The organism is Streptomyces malaysiense (assembly GCF_000980885.2).
GTDB classification, from domain to species: Bacteria; Actinomycetota; Actinomycetes; order Streptomycetales; family Streptomycetaceae; genus Streptomyces; species Streptomyces malaysiense.
Genome location: NZ_LBDA02000071.1, coordinates 56,058 through 73,543, shown reverse-complemented (window position 1 = coordinate 73,543; position 17,486 = coordinate 56,058). Strand labels below are relative to the sequence as shown.

The following is a 17,486-nucleotide window of genomic DNA, read 5'->3' as shown; positions in this document are numbered from 1 at the left end:
CGACCAAAGTGCAGCGTCTCACCACCGCACCGCCATGGCGGCACGGACCCCGATTCTTCCTGGCCGGGCGGCCGGTTGCGAACCCGGGGACAAATCGGGATGTCCTACCGCTCCAGAAGTGCGAACGACGCCCCTTGATTGTCGGTGACGACGGCCACCCGTCCGTACGACGCCTCGAACGGGGGCGCCTGCACACGTCCGCCGAGCCGCTGGACGGCGTCGAGCGCCTCGTCGAGGCCGGCGACACGGAAGTGGGCGAGGATGTGCGGGGGCATCTCGGCGGGGAAGACGTCGGTGACCTCGGCCCGGCCGAAGTCGGGGTCGGCACCGGGGGCGAACAGGGCGTGGTGGAACAGGCCGCCGTAGAAGGTGTTCGCGCCGGTGGTGTCGCGGGCGTACAGCTCGGCCCAGACGAAGGTGCCGGGCTCGTGGCGGATCCCGAACCCCGGGTGCCGGCGTGCCTGCCACAGCCCGAACACCGCCCCCTCGGGGTCGGCGGCGAGTCCGGACCGGCCGAGTTCGGCGACCGGGTGCGGTGCCACGACCAGCTGACCGCCGGCCGCCGTGATCCGCCGGCCGAGCGCCTGGATGTCCGGCGTCGCGAAGTACACCGTCCAGACGGTGGGCAGCCGCCCGTCCGCCTTCCGCCCCAGCTGCGCCACCGGCCGCCCGTCCAGAACGGCCCACACGGACCCCGCCTCCCCCTCCTGGAAGCTCCACCCGAAGAGCTCCCCGTAGAACCGCTTGCCGCCTTCGAGGTCGGGCAGCTGCGCGTCGAGCCAGCAGGGGGTGCCTTCGGGGTAGGGGGGCGGGACGGCGCCGGGGGCGGGGGCCTCGGGGGACGGCTCCCCGGCGGAGGCTGGATGCGGGGCCGGGGCCGGTTTACCACCCCCGTGTGGCTCTTCGTTCGCGGATGCCCTGTTTTCGGCCATGTCGTCAAAGTAACCGGGTGTGGCGCAGCGCGCAGACCAGGCACACCAGGCTCGACAGGCCCGCGCACCCCATTTGCAGTCGGCCGAATCGCGCTCCCATCACCCCTCGGTAAGCTGACGGCATGACAGGACAAGTGCGTACCGTCGACGGCCGCGTGGCCGGTAGGCGTGGGCAGGCGACCCGGCAGAAGCTGCTCGACTGCCTCAGCGAGATGCTCAGCTCCTCCCCGTACCGGGACGTCAAGGTCATCGATGTCGCCCGGAAGGCGGGCACTTCGCCCGCGACCTTCTACCAGTACTTCCCGGACGTCGAGGGCGCCGTCCTGGAGATCGCCGACCAAATGGCGGCCGAGGGCGCCGGATTGACCGAGCTGCTCGAAGGGCGCTCCTGGGCCGGCAAGTCCGGCTGGCAGACCGCGCAGGAACTCGTGGACGGCTTCCTGGACTTCTGGAAGAAGCACGACGCGATCCTGCGCGTGGTCGACCTCGGCGCCGCCGAAGGGGACAAACGGTTCTACAAGATCCGCATGAAGATCCTCAACTCGGTGAACAACTCGCTCGCCGACTCGATCGCGGAACTCCAGTCCAAGGGCCGCGTCGACAAGGACGTGAACCCCTCCGCGGTGGCCGGCTCCCTCGTCGCGATGCTCGCCGCGGTCGCCGCCCACCAGAGGGGCTTCTCCTCCTGGGGCGTCAAGCAGGCCGAACTCAAGCCCAACCTGGCCCTGTTGATCCATCTGGGCGTCACGGGGCGCAAGCCGTCGAAATAGCACCTGCGGGAATCAGCGCGTCCCCTTAACAGCCAAGTCCTGTCTTCCAGGCGGTGGTTCACCGACGTGAGCCGCCGCCTGCCGTGCTGTGGCGGGCGGCACGGGGCTCACGCCGGGAGCGGCCGGTCCTGCACCACGTGCTTCATCACCAGGGTCGACGTCAGCCGCTGCACCCCCGGCAGCGTCGCGAGCCGCTCGTCGTACAGCCGCTGGAACGCCGCGAGGTCGGCCGTGGCCACCCGCAGGAGATAGTCCGGCTCCCCGAACAGCCGCTGCGCGTCCAGCACGTGGTCCAGCTCGCCGACCGCCCGCTCGAACTCGGCCACCGTGTCCCGGTCCTCCTGCCGCATGGACACGAAGACCAGCGCCTCGAAGTTCAGCCCGAGCGCCGTGGCGTCCACCACCGCCCGGTAGCCCTGGATCGCGCCGGAACGCTCCAGCTCACGCAGCCGACGGTGGCACGGCGAGACGCTGAGCCGCACCCGCGCGGCCAGCTCGGTCACGGTCAGCCGCCCGTCCTGCTGGAGCTCGGCAAGGATCTTCCGGTCCACGTCGTCCATGGAGTAGATATTTGCGCACAAGCGCGGATCATGGGCAAACTTCGGGAACACTTTCGGGAGGATCGCGCCTAATGTCCCCTCCATGGACTCGGGACTGCTCTTCTCCTTCCTCGTCGTGGACCTGCTGCTGGTGTGCGTGCCGGGCGCCGACTGGGCGTACGTCATCGCGACCGCCCTGCGCGGCGCCCGGGTCCCGCGCGCGGTGGCGGGCCTGGTCTGCGGATACGCCCTGCACACGGCCCTGGCGACGGCCGGCCTCGCGGTCCTGGTCGCGGGCTCGCCCCGGCTGCTGACGGCGCTGACCGTGGTGGGTGCCGGCTATCTGCTGTGGCTGGGCTGGGGCGTGCTGCGCCGTCCGGCCACCCCGCGGGCGGGCACGCCGGAGACCGCGGCGGGGCGTCCCTTCCTGCGCGGGGCCACGATCAGCGGACTGAACCCCAAGGGCCTGCTGCTCTACCTCTCCGTGCTCCCCCAGTTCCTGACCCTGCGCGGCGCCCATCTGCCCGTCCCCGCGCAGACCGCGGCCCTCGGCCTGCTCCACATGGCGTGCTGCGCGGCCGTCTACCTCACGGTCGGCGGCCTCGCCCGCGCCCTGCTCCACGCCCGCCCCGCCGCGGCTCGCGCGGTGACCCGCACCTCGGGCGCGGCCATGCTCGGCATCGGGGCGTTCCTGCTGGTGGAACGACTGGCGACGCTCTAGGTGTATTCGGTCAGCCGGAAGAGTCTGATCTCCCGGCTCGTCCGCTTCTGGTACGCGGCGTACGGCGGCCAGAACGCCAGGACCGCCGCCCACACCGCCGTCCGCTCCTCCCCCGCCAGCAGTACGGCGGTGACGGGCACGTCCGCGCCCCGCCAGCTGATCGACGCCCGCGGGTTCGCGAGCAGGTTGTGGGTCCAGGCGGGATGTCCGGGCCGCCCGAAGTTGGAACCGACGAGTATCCAGCTCCGCCCTCCGGCCTCGCCGCCCTCCGGCCGCGCCGCCGGTCCCGCGCCCCGCGTCCGCCCGCCGGCCGCCGCGCCCTCCGGCATGCAGGCCAGCGGCGTCCTGCGCGGCAGCCCGCTCCGGGCGCCCGTGGACGTGAGGATCACCCCGGGCAGCATCGTCGTGCTGAGCAGCCTGCGCCCCCGGGTGAGCCGGTGCACTCCCCGGTCGAGCGCCGGGATCACGTGCGGTGCGACCCGGGCGAACCCCCGGCCGGCGGACATCTTCCGCACCAGGCGCACCCCGACCCCGGCCCGCGCCCCGGCCTCCGCCGAACGCCCCGCCCGCCTCACGCCCCCGCCCTCCCCGCCGCCGCGAACAGTCCCGCCCGCTCGGCCGCCCGGCCCCGCAGCCGATGTCCCGGCCCGAACAGCAGCTCGTCCCCGGCCGCCCGCTTGAAGTACAGATGCGCGTCGTGCTCCCAGGTGAACCCGATCCCCCCGTGCAGCTGGATCCCCTCGGCCGCCGCCGACCGCAGCGCCTCCAGCGCCTGCGCCAGCGCCGGCCCCCCGAACCCCTCGCCGGCTCCCCCCGCCGCCACCCAGGCGGCGTAGTACGCGGCCGACCGTGCGGCCTGCACCCCCACGTACACCTCCGCCAGCCGGTGCTTGACCGCCTGGAAGGACCCCACCGGCCGCCCGAACTGCTCGCGCTGCCCGACGTACGCCACCGTCCGCTCCAGCACCCGGTCCGCCGCCCCCACGGCCTCGGCGGCGAGGACGGCGGCGACCGGGTCCCCGAGCGCCGCGAACGCCGCCCGCACGTCCGCGCCCTCCGTGAGCCGGCCGCCCTCCGGCCCCTCCGATCCCTCCGATCCCTCCGATCCCTCCGATCCCTCCGGCCCCAGTGGCTCTCCGCACACGTCGCGCAGTTGCACCAGCCCCTGCGGCCGTGTCGCGTCCAGTGCCGTCCGCCGGGTCCGCACGACCCCCGCGGCGTCCCCCTCGACCAGGAACAGCCGGGTCCGCGCACGGGCGTAGCCCCCGGTGTGCGCGGCGACCAGCAGCAGTCCGGCGCTGTGCCCGTCGAGGACCTGGTCCACCTGCCCGTACAGCCGCCACCCTCCTGGGCCGTGCCTGGCCTGGACCCCGCCCGCCCGGCCGCCGCCGGCGACGTACCCGCCGTTCCCGCCGGTCAGGGCCAGCGCGGTGGCGAGGTCGGGGCCCGGCACGGCGAGCGCCGCGGTGAGGGTGCCACCGGCGATCCGGGGCAGCAGCCGCGCGCGCTGGGCCTCGGTGCCGAGGGCGAGGACCAGCGGGGCGGTGAGGACGCAGGTGGCGAGCAGCGGGGAGGGGGCGAGGACACGCCCCGTCTCCTCGCAGGCGAGGGCCAGTTCGGTGACCGAGCAGCCGACCCCGCCGTACCGTTCGGGCAGCGCAAGCCCCGGCAGCCCGAGCCGCTCGGCGAGCGCGGCCCACAGCAGGGGGTCGTACCCGGCCGGGGTCCCGACGGCGGCCCTCGACTCGGCCGGCCCGCAGCGGGCGTGCAGCAGCTCGCGCAGGGACCGGCGGATCTCGCCCTGCTCGGCGGTGAGACGGGTGTCCATGGGCAACCCTTCCGGTTCCGGCTCTTCCCACGAGATCTGACGGACCGTCATATTAGGAGGGCCGACGCGATATGCCCAGGGGCAGGAGGTCTCCCATGACGCGCGTGAGCCGGAACGTCGCCGTGGCCGGCGTGGCGCTCTCCGAGTGCGGGCGGGTCGCCGACGCGACGCCGTACGCCCTGGGCGCCCAGGCGGCCCGCCGCGCGCTCGCGGACGCCGGTCTCGACCGGTCCGAGGTGGACGGCTTCGCCTCAGCGGGCCTCGGCACGCTGGCCCCGGTGGAGGTCGCCGAGTACCTGGGCCTGCGCCCCACCTGGGTGGACTCCACCTCCGTGGGCGGCTCCACCTGGGAGGTGATGGCGGCCCACGCGGCGGACGCGATCGCCGCGGGACACGCCGACGCGGTCCTGCTGGTCTACGGTTCGACCGCGCGGGCGGACGTCAAGGCGGGCCGCCGTACGGGCGAGTTGTCCTTCGGGACGCGCGGTCCGCTCCAGTTCGAGGCGCCGTACGGGCACACGCTCGTCGCCAAGTACGCGATGGCGGCGCGCCGGCACATGATCGAGCACGGCACGACGATCGAGCAGCTGGCCGAGGTCGCGGTGCAGGCGCGGGCGAACGCGGCCCTGAACCCGGAGGCGATGTTCCGGACGCCGATCACCGTGGACGAGGTGCTGGCGGGCCCGCTGATCGCCGATCCCTTCACCAAGCTGCACTGCTGCCTGCGTTCGGACGGCGGCGCCGCGGTACTGCTGACCGCCGAGGAGGTCGCGCGGGACTGCCGCACGGCCCCCGTCTGGGTGCTCGGCACCGGCGAGCACGTCTCGCACGCGGCGATGTCCGAGTGGCCCGACTTCACCGTGTCCCCGGCGGCGGTCAGCGGCCGGCTCGCCTTCGGACGGGCCGGGGTGCGCCCCGCCGAGATCGACCTCGCCGAGATCTACGACGCCTTCACCTACATGACCCTGGTGACGCTGGAGGACCTGGGCTTCTGTGCCAAGGGCGAGGGCGGGGCGTTCGTCGGGAAGAACCGGCTGCTGGTGCGCGGCGGCGATCTCCCGGTGAACACGGACGGCGGCGGCCTGTCCGCCCAGCACCCGGGGATGCGCGGCCTGTTCCTGCTGGTGGAGGCGGTACGACAGCTGCGCGGCGAGGCCGGTGAGCGCCAGGTGCGCCGCGCCGGCGGCCGGTTGCCCGCCCTCGCGGTCGCGTCCGGCACCGGGGGGTGGTTCTGCTCGTCCGGCACGGTGGTGCTCGGCCGTTGAGCCCGCCGGTCCCGCTCAGTCCTCGTCCCGCAGCCGCCGCCAGATACGGGTGCGGTGCAGGACGTAGAACGCGCCGCCGAGCACGCACACCTGAAGCCCGATCGCGAGCAGCCAGAAGACCGCGCGGCTCTCCAGCTCGTCCGTCAGGAAGGCGAAGTTCATGCCGAAGAAGCCGGTCAGGAAGGACAGCGGCAGGAAGATCACGGACACGATGGCCAGCCGGTTGATCACGTTGTTCTGTTCGCCCGCGACGAGGGAGGAGTAGCTGCCGTACGCCCGGCGGGTGGCCTCCTGGAGGCTCTCGATGTCGGTGAGGACCATGCGGGCCACGTGCTGGAACTCGCGGGAGAGCCGCTGCCGTTCCAGCGGGAAGTCGGGGCTCATCATCCGGCGGGTGATGACCTCGTCCACCACCTGGAGGTAGGGCAGCAGCGTGTGGTGCAGCAGGGCGGAGCGGCGGCGCAGCCGGGACAGCCGGAAGACCTGCTCGGGGCGCCGCTGCTGGAACATGGCGTCCTCCAGCTCCTCCACCTCCAGCAGCGCGGCCACCGCGGCCCGGCGGAAGGTGGCCAGGGCGGACTGGAGCAGCAGGAAGAGCAGGGCCACGGCGTCGCGGGGCCGCTCCCGCCGCACGTGCGCGGTGATCTCCGCGGCCAGGAACGCGGGGCCCCGGTGCGCGGTGACCAGGTAGCGGTCCCCGGCCAGGGCGTGGGCGTAGACGACCCGCTCGTCCTGGACCACGGGGACCACCAGGCCGACGGTGTCGCCGAGGAAGTCGGCGCGGGCGGGCTCGCCGGGGCGCCCGAACCAGTCCAGGTCCGCGTCGCCCAGACCGAGCCGCCGGGCCAGCCGCTCGTCCTCCTCCACCGGCCCCGCCTCCGGCAGCTCCACGTCCACCAGGAGATAGCGGGTGGCGGCGAGCCGGCGCCGGGCCTCCGCGAGGTCGACGCGCTCGACGGTGCCCTGCGGCATCGCCACCACCGTTACGATCATCGCCCTCACTCTCGGTCCCGTCGCTCCCGCTCCCAGCCTGGGCGGACCCCGGCGTCCGCGCACCCGGGTGCCCTCCTGCGCGCCGCCGGGCGGCCCGAACGGGTGAGCGCGAACGGCGGCCGGGAGCGGGCCCGCTCCGGCGTGCTTGGATACTCGGCCCCATGGCACAGAACGATCTCCACGCCCTGCTCCTGACCCAGCGTGTCTGGTCGCCCGAGGTGACGCGGCTGCCGCCGTTCGATCCGGGGACGGCCCCGCCGACCCCGCTGCCGCTGTTCACGAGCTGGTTCGCCGAGGCGGTGGACGCCGGGCAGACCGAGCCGCACACCATGACGCTCGCCACGGTGGACGAGGAGGGGCGGCCGGACGCCCGGATCGTGATGCTGCACGGCGCCGACCCCGACGGCTGGTCGTTCGCCACCCACGCCACGAGCCGCAAGGGCCGTGCCCTCGAAGCCCGCCCGTACGCCGCCCTGACCTTCTACTGGCCGGTGCTGGGCCGCCAGGTGCGGGTGCGCGGGCCGGTGGCGGCGGCGGCGCCCGAGGAGAGCCAGGCCGATCTGCGCGCCCGCTCCACGGGCGCCCTCGCGGCGGCGCTGACCGGGCACCAGAGCGAGGAGCTCGGCTCCGCGGACGAGCTGCGCCGGGCCTCGGCGGCCGCCTGGACCGAGGCCCGCGAGAACCCCGCCCTGCCCGCCCCCACCTGGACCCTCTACCGGCTGCGCCCGGACACGGTCGAGTTCTTCCAGGGCGCCGCCGACCGGGCCCATGTCCGGCTGGAGTACCGCAGCACGGGGTTCGGGTGGAGCAGGGGGCTGCTGTGGCCGTGAGCGGGCGCCGCGGTCAGGCCCCGAAGCCCCACACCGTGAAGTCCGCGACCCCCGCGTAGCCGAGCCGCTGGTACAGCCCGTTGCTCGTGGGGTTGGCCAGATCGGTGAAGAGGAGGACCTCGGCCGCTCCGGCGGCGCGCGCGGCCCGGCTCACCTCGGCGGTGACCGCGCCCGCGTATCCGCGGCCCCGCAGCGGGGCCGGGGTGTACACAGGGGCGACGCGCACCTGTCCCGCGATCTCCTTGGTCGCCCCGGCCATGGCGAGGGGTGTGCCGTCGGCGGCCTCCCACAGGGTGACGCCGCCGTAGGAGATACGGGCGTCCGCCCACGGCCCCGCGTCCCGCCCGGGGGCCTCGCCCACGGCTTCCCCGAACTCTCCGAACCAGCGCGTCAGCAATGCCCGGTCGGCCGGCCCCGCCACCCTCGGGCGGCCCTCAGGCGCGGGCTCCTGCGGCGTCAACTCGCCGAGTCGATACAGGCGTTGACGGCTGCGCACCGTAGCCTCCACGCCGGTCCGGCGCTGCCAGGCCGCCGCGAAGGCCGCCGCCGAGTCCCGCTCGGCGCTCACCTCCGAGAACCGGCGGCCGAGGCCGGCCAGCCGCTCGGCCAGCGCCTCGGCCGCCTCCGGGGTGACGGGCGTGAGGCAGAGGCCGTGGGGAGGCGTGTGGGTCAGCGCCGCGAGCACCGCGCCGTCCGCCGCCGCGAGGGTGCCGAAGAGGGGCGCGTCGGGGCCGTAGTAGTGGAGGCCGCGCCTGCGGAGCGTGTCGGTCACCGTCAGCGGCACGGTGTGCGGCGCGGGACGGGAACGCAGGAAGTCGCCCGCTCGCACGAGGAAGTCGTCGAGGTCGTCGGTCAGGTGCCAGGACTCGGGATGCATGGGTTCATGATCGGTTCAACCGCCGGGGCGGAAAACCGGTTTACCGTCCGTGAACGCCACCCGCAGCGGCATCCCCGCCGACAGCTCCGCCTCCTCGGCCGCCACGATCTCCGTCATCAGCCGCGGCCCCTCCGCGAGGTCGACCACGGCGGCGATGTACGGGGTGCGGGCGGAGAAGGGGGGCAGGTCGTTGCGGTGGACCGTGGACCAGGTGTAGAGGGTGGCGCGGCCGGTGGCCCGCTCCCAGGAGACGTCCTCGCTCCAGCAGTGGGGGCAGAACTCGCGCGGGTAGTGGTGCGCCCGGCCGCAGGCGGCGCAACGGCGGATCAGGAGGCGGCCGTCGGCGGCGGCCGCCCAGTAGGGACGGGTGAAGGCGTCGGCCTCGGGGAGGTCGCGGCGCGGACCATCGCTCATCGGATCCATATATCTGACGCTACGTCAGAAACTCGGTCCTGCCGACCCTTCCGCCCGCCATTCGCGCACACACCCCGCACATCCGTGATCAATCCGGAACCAATTCCCGTCTTGACCGAGACCCATCAAGCAGGGGGATGATTACGCTCCCGCTCATGGCCGTCTCACGCCCCACCCCCACGCACCTCCCGTCGACCCCCGCGGAGCACCCGGTGTACGTCATCGGCGCGGGTCCCGGCGGCCTCGCCGCCGCGTACGCGCTGCGGGCGCGCGGCATACGGGCGGTGGTGCTGGAGAAGTCCGACGCGGTCGGCGCGTCCTGGCGGCGCCACTACGACCGGCTCCATCTGCACACCACCCGCCGGCTGTCCGCGCTGCCCGGCCTGAAGATCCCGCGCCGGTTCGGCCGCTGGGTGTCCCGCGACGACATGGTGCGCTACCTGGAGAAGTACGCCGAGCACCACGAACTGGAGATCGTCACCGGTGTGCGGGTGCACCGCGTCGAACGGACCGAGGACGGCACCGGCTGGCTGCTGCACGCGTCCGGCGGCCGCGAGCTGACCGGCAGTGCGGTGGTCGTCGCCACCGGCTACAACCACACCCCGCGCATCCCCGACTGGCCGGGCCGGGAGGCGTACGCCGGCGAGCTGCTGCACGCCGGCACCTACCGCGACGCGGGACCGTACGCCGGGCGGGACGTGCTGGTGGTCGGGGCCGGCAACACCGGCGCCGAGATAGCCGTGGACCTGGTGGAGGGCGGGGCCGCGCGAGTCCGGCTCGCGGTGCGCACCGTCCCGCACATCGTGCGCCGCTCCACCCTCGGCTGGCCCGCCCAGTACACGGGCGTGCTGGTACGGCGGCTGCCGGTGCGCCTGGTGGACGGGCTGTCCCGGCAGCAGGCCAGGCTGTCCATGCCCGACCTGTCCGCGCGGGGGCTGCCCCGCCCGGACACCGGCCTGTACAGCAGGGTGAGGCAGGGCGCGATCCCGGTGCAGGACGTGGGCCTGCTGGACGCCGTGCGGAGCGGCCAGGTGGAGGTCGTCGCGGCCGTGGAGTCCTTCGAGGCCGGGAAGGTGGTCCTGGCGGACGGCTCCCGGATCGAGCCGGAGGCGGTGATCGCGGCGACGGGGTACGCGCGCGGCCTCGAAGGGCTGGTCGGGCACCTGGAGGTCCTCGACCCGCGCGGAAGGCCGGTGGTGCGGGGCGGCCGGACACCGAAGTCCGCCCCCGGCCTGTACTTCACCGGGTACACCAACCCGATCAGCGGGATGCTGCGGGAACTGGCGCGGGACGCGGGGCGGATCGCCAAGGGGGTGGCGGCCCACCTGGGCGGCCGCGGCAGGTGACCCGAGCCGGAGGCCCGTCGCGGCCGCGACACCGGACGCCGGACGCCGGACGCCGGACACCCACCGGTAACTTTCCCTCCCCGCCCCATTCCTGACAACCCGTCGGTTCGTTAATCTGACAGAGCGTCAGTTCACACGTGCTGTCTCATGCTGTCTCACAGGAGCGGGGCGGACCGATGCTTGGATCAACCCACGGGACACTCACCACCGACTCCCGCCGCGCCCGGATCATCGCCTGCGGTGAGCGGCGGTCCGGGCCCGCCGTGCACGGCCGGGTGGACGACCTCGACGTCGGCGGGCGCCCGCTGCACGCGGACGTACCGGACCTGAGCCGCTTCTTCCGCCCGGAGTCCGTCGCCGTGATCGGCGCCTCCGACACGGAGGGCCGCCCCAACACCGGCATGACCCGGCAGCTGCTGGCATGGGCCGGGCGCGTCGGCGCCCGGGTGCACCCCGTGCACCCGACCCGTCCGGCCGTCTTCGGCGTCCCCTGCGCCCCCTCCGTCGCCGAGCTGCCCGAACAGGTCGACCTGGCCGTCCTGCTGATCGCCGATCCGCTCCCCGTGATCGGCGAACTGGCCGAGGCCAAGGTGAGGTTCGCCGTCGCCTTCGCGTCCGGCTTCGCGGAGACCGGTGAGGCGGGCGCGGCGGCCCAGCGCCGGCTCACGGAGGCCGTACGCCGCTCCGGGCTGCGCCTGCTCGGCCCGAACACCAACCTGAACGCCTTCGAGCGCTTCCGGGACGACCTCGACGGACCGGCGATCGCGCTGATCACCCAGTCCGGCCACCAGGGCCGCCCCGTCTTCGCTCTCCAGGAGCTGGGCATCCGCCTCTCCCACTGGGCCCCGACCGGCAACGAGGCCGACCTGGAGAGCGCCGACTTCATCTCCTGGTTCGCCGAACAGCCCGAGGTGGGCGCGATCGCCGCGTACGTGGAGGGCCTCAAGGACGGCCGCGCCTTCCTGCTGGCCGCCGACCGCGCCGCCAGCCGGGGCGTGCCGGTGGTCGCGGTGAAGGTGGGCCGCACCGAGGCCGGCGCCCGTACGGCCGCCTCGCACACCGGCAAGCTCACCGGAGCCGACGACGTGGTGGACGCCGCGATGCGCCAGTACGGCGTGATCCGCGTCGACGGCCTGGACGAACTCCAGGACACCGCCGCCCTGTTGGCGCGGGCCAGGCCCCCGCTCGCCGAGGGCGTCGCCGTCTACTCCATCTCCGGCGGCACCGGGGCCCACGTGGCCGACCTCGCCGCGGCGGCCGGACTGTCGCTGCCGGCCCTCTCGGCGGCGAAGCAGGCCGAACTGCACCAGTGGATACCGGAGTACCTCGGCGTCGCCAACCCCGTGGACAACGGCGGCCACCCGGTCGGCGACGCACGCGGCCGGAAGATCATCGACGCGCTGCTCGCCGACCCCTCGGTCGGCGCCCTGATCTGCCCGGTCACCGGCCCCTTCCCGCCGCTCAGCGACAGGCTGGTGCGCGATCTGGTGGACGCGGCCGAGGAGACGGACAAGCTGGTCTGCGTGGTCTGGGGATCGCCGGTCGGCACCGAGCCGGCGTACCGGGACGTCCTCCTCGGCTCCTCCCGCGTCGCCACCTTCCGTACCGTCGGCAACTGCCTGCGGGCGGTGCGCGCCTGGCTCGACCACCACCGCTTCACCGCCCGCTACCGCTCGCCCTTCGACGAGGCCCCGCGCACCCCCTCCCCCTCCTTCCGCAAGGCGGCCGCCCTGATGAGCCCCGGGCGGCAGCTCAGCGAGCACGCGGCCAAGCAGCTGCTGCGCGCCTACGGCATCCGGGTGCCGCGCGAACAGCTGGTGACCAGCGCCGCGGCGGCGGTGCGCGCGGCGGCCCAGATCGGCTACCCGGTGGTGATGAAGGCCTCCGGCGACCGGCTCGCCCACAAGAGCGAACTCGGCCTGGTGCGCGTCGGCCTCACCTCGGCCAGCCAAGTACGCGACGCGTACCGCGACATGAACGACATCGCGCGCTACGAGGGCGTCCCGCTGGACGGCATCCTGGTGTGCCAGATGGTGGAGCCGGGTGTGGAGATGGTCGTCGGGGTCACCCACGACGAGCTGTTCGGGCCGACCGTGACCGCGGGGCTCGGCGGCGTCCTGGTCGAGGTGCTGCGCGACACCGCCGTACGCGTGCCCCCGTTCGGCGAGGACGAGGCCCGCGCCCTGCTCGGGGACCTGCGCGGCCGGGCCCTCCTGGACGGCGTGCGGGGGCGGCCGCCCGCCGATACGGACGCCCTGGTGGAGGTGATCCTGCGCGTCCAGCGCATGGCCCTCGAACTGGGCGATCACATCGCCGAGCTGGACATCAACCCGCTGCTGGTGCTGCCCCGGGGCCAGGGCGCGGTGGCGCTGGACGCGCTGGTGGTGTGCCGGTGACCGGAGTGGCCCACAAGGTGCGCGACCACGTCTGCCACCTCACCCTGAACCGTCCGGAGACCCTGAACGCCCTCACCCCCGCGCTGCGCGACCGCCTCGTCGACCTGCTGGCCGAGGCGTCCGCCGACCCGTCCGTGCGGGCGGTGGTGCTCACCGGCACCGGCCGGGGCTTCTGCGCGGGCGCCGACCTGCGCTCCGGGACGGGCTCCCCCGCCACCCGGATCCCCGGCGACGTCGCCCGCACCCTGCGCACCGGGGCCCAGCGCCTCGTCGCCGCCGTCCTCGACTGCGAGAAGCCGGTGATCGCGGCGGTGAACGGCACCGCGGCGGGCCTCGGCGCGCACCTCGCCCTCGCCTGCGATCTGGTCCTGGCCGCCGAGTCGGCCCGCTTCATCGAGGTCTTCGTGCGACGCGGACTCGTACCGGACGCGGGCGGGGCCTACCTCCTCCCCCGGCTGACCGGTCTCCAGCGGGCGAAGGAGCTGATGTTCTTCGGCGACGCCCTGTCCGCGCCGGAGGCGGAGCGGCTCGGCCTCGTCAACCGGGTGCTCCCGGACGGGGAGCTGACGGAGACGGCCCGCGAGTGGGCCACCCGGCTCGCCACCGGCCCGACCCGTGCCCTCGCCCTCACCAAGCACCTGCTCAACTCCTCCCTCGACAGCGACCGTCCGGCCGCCTTCGCGGCGGAGGCGTGGGCACAGGAGATCAACCTGACGACGGAGGACGCCGGGGAGGGGCTGCGGGCGTTCACGGAGCGAAGAGGCCCGGAGTTCCGGGGTCGCTGAGACCGTCCGCCCGGCCCGCGGACCGGCCCTTCGCACCCCTTCCGGTCTGACGCTCCGTCAGTTTCAATGGAGGGGTGATGGGACATGCAGGAGCCGCAGCCGCAGCCGTCCGCTACCTGGGCCTGAACCCGGTGGATCCGCTGCCGCGCCCGGAGTTGCGCTGCGTGCGGGAGGACGAGCGGGCACCGGTCGACCAGCGCGAGTTCCGCCGCGTCCTCGGCACCTTCGCGAGCGGGGTCACGGTGATCACGGCACCGGCCGGCGAGGGCGGGAGCGGCCCGGCCGGTTTCGCCTGCCAGTCCTTCGCCTCGCTCTCCCTGGATCCGCCCCTGGTCTGCTTCATGGTGGCCCGTACGTCCACCACCTGGCCCCGCATCGCCCGCGCCGGCGTCTTCTGCGTCAACGTCCTCGCCGCCGGCCAGGCCGGCCTGTGCCGGGCCTTCGCGGTGAGCGGCGCCGACAAGTTCGCGGGCGTCCCGCACACCCCCGCCCCGCGCACGGGCTCCCCCCGCCTGCTGGGCGCCGCCGCCTGGATCGACTGCACCCTCCAGGCGGTCCACCCCGGCGGCGACCACCTGATCGTGACCGGGCGCGTCGACGCCCTCGGCAGCGCCGACGACCCCCCGGCCCCGCTGCTCTTCCACCGGGGCCGGTTCGGCGGGCTCGCCGAATAGGTCAGCCCGCGGCGAGGACCGGCTCGGGCGGCCGGACCCCGCGGATCACCAGGGACATCAGCGCCGCCGCCGGTCTTCGAGGAGGGCCGGCTGACCGAGGAACTGGCCGCCACGCTCGCGCTGGTCCGGCCCGGCACCCGGCTCGCCTCCATCTGCACCGGTGTGTACGTGCTCGCCGCCGCCGGCTGCCTCGACGGCCGCCGGGCGACCACGCGCTGGGCCGAGGCGGACCACTTCCAGCGGCTGTTCCCGAGGATCGAGGTGGACGCGGACGTGCTGTTCATCGACGACGGGGACGTGCTGACCTCGGCCGGGGTCGCCGCCGGGATCGACCTGTGCCTGCACATGGTCCGCCGCGACTTCGGCACGGGCGTCGCCGACGACGTGGCCCGGCGGATGGTCGTCCCCCCGCACCGCGACGGCGGCCAGGCCCAGTACATCGAGCGTCCGGTGCCCGACCCCCAGCTCGCCGCCACCACCGGCGCCCGGCCTTGGGCGCCGGCCCGGCTGCACGAGCCGATCCAGCTGCGCGACCTGGCCGAGCGGGAGGCCATGCCGGTACGCACCTTCACCCGCCGCTTCCGCGAGGAGGTCGGCGCCAGCCCCGGGCAATAGCTCAGCCGGCAACGGGTCGAGCGCGCCCGGCACTTGCTGGAGACCACCGACCTCCCCATGGACCAGGTGGCCCGGACGTCGGGCTTCGGCACCGCGCAGTCGATGCGGCAGCACGTGCGGCAGGCGCTGGGAGTGACACCGACGGCCTACCGGCGGACCTTCAGAGCGCTCGCCGCGGACGCCTGACGACACGCGCCCGCACCGCCGGCGCCCCGCCGCACGACACCGGAAGCCGACCGGCCCCTCCGCACGCACGGCCCGCGCCCGTGAAGGGGGCCGGCGGGCGGCTGCCGGCTCAGAACGTGAGCACGGCCCGCGCCACCCGTCCCGCCTCCGCGTCCGCCCGCGCCTTCTCGAAGTCCTCCACCGGATACACCGCCGACACCAACTCGTCGAGCATCAGGCGGCCTTGGCGGTACAGGTCGGCGTACAGGGCGATGTCGCGCTGGGGGCGGGCGGAGCCGTAGCGGCAGCCCAGGATCGACTTGTCCAGATAGAGGGTGGAGACGCGGAAGGACGCCTCGGCGGCGGCCGGGGGCACGCCGAGGAGGATCGCCTGGCCGTGCCGGTCGAGCAGGTCGACGGCCTGCCGGATCAGCTCCACCCGGCCGACGCACTCGAAGACGTGCCCGGCCCCCGTCGGCAGCAGCTCCCGCACCGCGTCCGCCGAGGTCAGGAAGTCGGTCGCGCCGAACTCGCGGGCCATCGCCTCCTTCGCCGGGTTGGCGTCCACGGCCACGATCCGCAGGGCGCCCGCGAGCCGCGCGCCCTGGAGCACGTTCAGGCCGACGCCGCCGGTGCCGATGACGACGACGCTGTCCCCGCACCGCACCCGGGCCCGGTTCAGCACGGCGCCCACGCCGGTGAGCACCCCGCAGCCGATCAGCGCGGCGGACTCCAGGGGCATGTCGTCGGGGACGCGGACCGCCTGGACCGCCTGGACGACGGTGCGTTCCGCGAAGGCGGAGTTGGCGGCGAACTGGTGGACGGGCTCCGCCCCCGCCCTGGTGAACGGCCGTCCCGGCCGCCCGATCGCGTGCCGGCACATCGTCGGTCGGCCCCGGCCGCACTCCGGGCAGGTGCCGCAGCCGGCGAGCGTGGACAGCGCCACGTGGTCGCCGGGCGCGACATGGGTGACCCCCGCGCCGACGGCCTCCACCACACCGGCGCCCTCGTGCCCGAGCACCACGGGCACCGGGAACGGGATGGTGCCGTCCACCACCGACAGATCGCTGTGGCACAGTCCGGCCGCGGCGATCGCGACCAGCACCTCGCCCGGCCCCGGCTCCCGTACCGACAGATCGTCGACCACCCGTACCCGTCGGCCGTCGAACACCACGCCCCGCATCACCCGTCCCCCTTCGGCTCCCTGGGCAGGCCGAGCACGCGCTCGGCGATGATCGTGCGCTGGATCTGGTCCGAGCCGCCGTAGATGGTGTCGGCCCGGGAGAAGAGGAACAGGTGCTGGTCAGGATCGAGCCGGTACGGCTCCTCGGCCGACCACCGGGCCGGCCCCACGGCCGCCTCCGCGCCCCGCACCTGTACGGCCAACTCGCCCAGCCGCTGGTGCCAGTCGGCCCACAGCAGCTTGGCGACGCTGGGCGCCCCGGGCCCGCTCGCGCCCCCCAGGGTGCGCAGGGCGTGCCAGCGCATGGTGCGCAGACCGGCCCACTGACGGACGAGACGCTCCCGCAGGACCGGGTCGCGCACGGCACCGTTGCGTACCGCTGTCTCCACGACCCTCTTCAACTCCTCCTCGAAGCCGATCTGCTGGGCCAGTGTGGAGACCCCGCGCTCGAAGCCGAGCAGGCTCATCGCCACGTTCCATCCGTCGCCCTGCGCGCCAACGACGTGCTCCGCCCTGGCGCCGTCGAAGAAGACCTCGTTGAAGTCGCTGGTCCCGGTCAGCTGCCGGATCGGGCGTACCTCGACGCGGCCCGGCTGGTCCATCGGCACGAGCAGGAAACTCAGCCCGCGATGCCGCCGAGACCCCTCCTCGGTCCGCGCCAGCACGAAGCACCAGTCGGCCTCGTGGGCGAGGGAGGTCCAGATCTTCTGCCCGGTGACGCGGTGGTGGTTCCCCTCGCGTACGGCCCTCGTCCGCACCGCCGCGAGATCGGACCCGGCGCCGGGTTCGCTGTACCCCTGGCACCAGAGTTCCGCACCGGCGGCGACGGGCGGCAGGAAGCGCCGTTTCTGCTCCTCGGTGCCGTGCTGGATCAGGGTGGGCGCGAACAGGTTCTCGCCGATGTGCCCCGACCTCGGCGGCGCGCCGGAACGGGCGTATTCCTCCGCCCAGACGACCTGCTGGGTGAGCGACCCGGTCCGGTTCCCGAACCCGCCCTCCCGCCAGCCCAGTCCGACCCAGCCGTCCTTGCCGAGGGTCCGCTCCCAGTCCCGGCGGCCGACCGCCGCACCGACGTTGGCGGCAAGCCACTGCCGCGCCTCACCTCGAAAGGCTTCGTCCTCTTCACCGAATCCGAAATCCATGAGTCCCGCCT

Annotated in this window: 17 protein-coding genes and 1 pseudogene; 9 read left to right on the top strand and 9 right to left on the bottom strand. The window is 74.3% G+C overall.

Annotated elements, in window-relative coordinates:
* Positions 1–104: 104 nt before the first annotated feature.
* Complete coding sequence (kbpA, locus tag VT52_RS27925; RefSeq protein WP_167377752.1) at positions 105–932, bottom strand: AfsK-binding protein KbpA; 828 nt, start codon at positions 930–932, stop codon at positions 105–107.
* Between the two features lie 134 nt (positions 933–1,066).
* Here kbpA and VT52_RS27920 point away from each other — a divergent pair, with 134 nt between their 5' ends.
* Entirely contained in the window at positions 1,067–1,702 is a 636-nt protein-coding gene (locus VT52_RS27920; RefSeq protein WP_046420835.1) for a TetR family transcriptional regulator, read from the top strand.
* Positions 1,703–1,809: 107 nt separating this feature from the next.
* Here the strand turns inward: VT52_RS27920 and VT52_RS27915 are convergent, their stop codons facing one another.
* Positions 1,810–2,262, bottom strand: a complete 453-nt coding sequence (locus tag VT52_RS27915) for an Lrp/AsnC family transcriptional regulator (RefSeq protein WP_046420833.1) — start codon at positions 2,260–2,262, stop codon at positions 1,810–1,812.
* Between the two features lie 82 nt (positions 2,263–2,344).
* On the opposite strand from VT52_RS27915, the gene VT52_RS27910 reads away from it, so the two are divergent.
* Positions 2,345–2,962, top strand: a complete 618-nt coding sequence (locus VT52_RS27910; protein WP_046420831.1) for a LysE family translocator — start codon at positions 2,345–2,347, stop codon at positions 2,960–2,962.
* Here the strand turns inward: VT52_RS27910 and VT52_RS27905 are convergent.
* The gene (locus tag VT52_RS27905; RefSeq protein WP_046420858.1) at positions 2,959–3,468 is read right to left on the bottom strand and encodes a nitroreductase/quinone reductase family protein; all 510 of its coding nucleotides are present in this window, start codon (positions 3,466–3,468) and stop codon (positions 2,959–2,961) included. The genes VT52_RS27910 and VT52_RS27905 overlap by 4 nt on opposite strands.
* Before the next feature lie 65 nt (positions 3,469–3,533).
* Complete coding sequence (locus VT52_RS27900) at positions 3,534–4,790, bottom strand: acyl-CoA dehydrogenase family protein (RefSeq protein WP_046420828.1); 1,257 nt, start codon at positions 4,788–4,790, stop codon at positions 3,534–3,536.
* 95 nt (positions 4,791–4,885) lie between these two features.
* On the opposite strand from VT52_RS27900, the gene VT52_RS27895 reads away from it, so the two are divergent.
* Complete coding sequence (locus VT52_RS27895; protein ID WP_046420826.1) at positions 4,886–6,055, top strand: thiolase C-terminal domain-containing protein; 1,170 nt, start codon at positions 4,886–4,888, stop codon at positions 6,053–6,055.
* 15 nt (positions 6,056–6,070) lie between these two features.
* On the opposite strand, the gene VT52_RS27890 is transcribed toward VT52_RS27895, so the two are convergent.
* On the bottom strand, positions 6,071–7,048 hold the full coding sequence (locus tag VT52_RS27890) for a CorA family divalent cation transporter (RefSeq protein WP_240509900.1): 978 nt from the start codon (positions 7,046–7,048) through the stop codon (positions 6,071–6,073).
* A gap of 161 nt (positions 7,049–7,209) precedes the next feature.
* On the opposite strand from VT52_RS27890, the gene VT52_RS27885 reads away from it, so the two are divergent.
* Positions 7,210–7,878: a pyridoxine/pyridoxamine 5'-phosphate oxidase gene (locus tag VT52_RS27885; protein WP_046420823.1), complete on the top strand. Its 669-nt coding sequence runs from the start codon at positions 7,210–7,212 to the stop codon at positions 7,876–7,878.
* A gap of 13 nt (positions 7,879–7,891) precedes the next feature.
* Here VT52_RS27885 and VT52_RS27880 read toward each other — a convergent pair whose 3' ends face one another.
* Both VT52_RS27880 and VT52_RS27875 read right to left on the bottom strand, forming a co-directional pair.
* A complete protein-coding gene (locus VT52_RS27880; RefSeq protein WP_046420820.1) occupies positions 7,892–8,755 on the bottom strand; it encodes a GNAT family N-acetyltransferase in 864 nt (287 codons plus the stop codon).
* A gap of 15 nt (positions 8,756–8,770) precedes the next feature.
* Entirely contained in the window at positions 8,771–9,169 is a 399-nt protein-coding gene (locus tag VT52_RS27875; protein ID WP_046420854.1) for a Zn-ribbon domain-containing OB-fold protein, read from the bottom strand.
* Positions 9,170–9,324: 155 nt separating this feature from the next.
* Between VT52_RS27875 and VT52_RS27870 the strand changes: the two genes are divergently transcribed.
* The 5 genes and pseudogenes from VT52_RS27870 to VT52_RS27850 form a co-directional block, all read left to right on the top strand.
* Positions 9,325–10,515 carry a flavin-containing monooxygenase gene (locus VT52_RS27870; protein ID WP_046420818.1) on the top strand — a complete coding sequence of 397 codons (1,191 nt, stop codon included), beginning with the start codon at positions 9,325–9,327 and terminating at the stop codon, positions 10,513–10,515.
* A 176-nt stretch (positions 10,516–10,691) separates the two neighbouring features.
* Entirely contained in the window at positions 10,692–12,911 is a 2,220-nt protein-coding gene (locus tag VT52_RS27865; RefSeq protein ID WP_046420816.1) for an acetate--CoA ligase family protein, read from the top strand.
* Positions 12,902–13,696 carry an enoyl-CoA hydratase/isomerase family protein gene (locus VT52_RS27860; RefSeq protein ID WP_046420814.1) on the top strand — a complete coding sequence of 265 codons (795 nt, stop codon included), beginning with the start codon at positions 12,902–12,904 and terminating at the stop codon, positions 13,694–13,696. The genes VT52_RS27865 and VT52_RS27860 overlap by 10 nt, the downstream gene beginning before the upstream one ends.
* 77 nt (positions 13,697–13,773) lie before the next feature.
* The gene (locus VT52_RS27855) at positions 13,774–14,370 is read left to right on the top strand and encodes a flavin reductase family protein (RefSeq protein ID WP_046420812.1); all 597 of its coding nucleotides are present in this window, start codon (positions 13,774–13,776) and stop codon (positions 14,368–14,370) included.
* 69 nt (positions 14,371–14,439) lie between these two features.
* Positions 14,440–15,171, top strand: a pseudogene (locus VT52_RS27850) (GlxA family transcriptional regulator); the annotation flags it as partial.
* A 109-nt stretch (positions 15,172–15,280) separates the two neighbouring features.
* Here VT52_RS27850 and VT52_RS27845 read toward each other — a convergent pair.
* Complete coding sequence (locus VT52_RS27845) at positions 15,281–16,333, bottom strand: alcohol dehydrogenase catalytic domain-containing protein (protein ID WP_046420809.1); 1,053 nt, start codon at positions 16,331–16,333, stop codon at positions 15,281–15,283.
* On the bottom strand, positions 16,333–17,475 hold the full coding sequence (locus VT52_RS27840) for an acyl-CoA dehydrogenase family protein (RefSeq protein WP_046420853.1): 1,143 nt from the start codon (positions 17,473–17,475) through the stop codon (positions 16,333–16,335). Before VT52_RS27840 ends, VT52_RS27845 begins: the two co-directional genes overlap by 1 nt.
* Between the last annotated feature and the right edge of the window lie 11 nt (positions 17,476–17,486).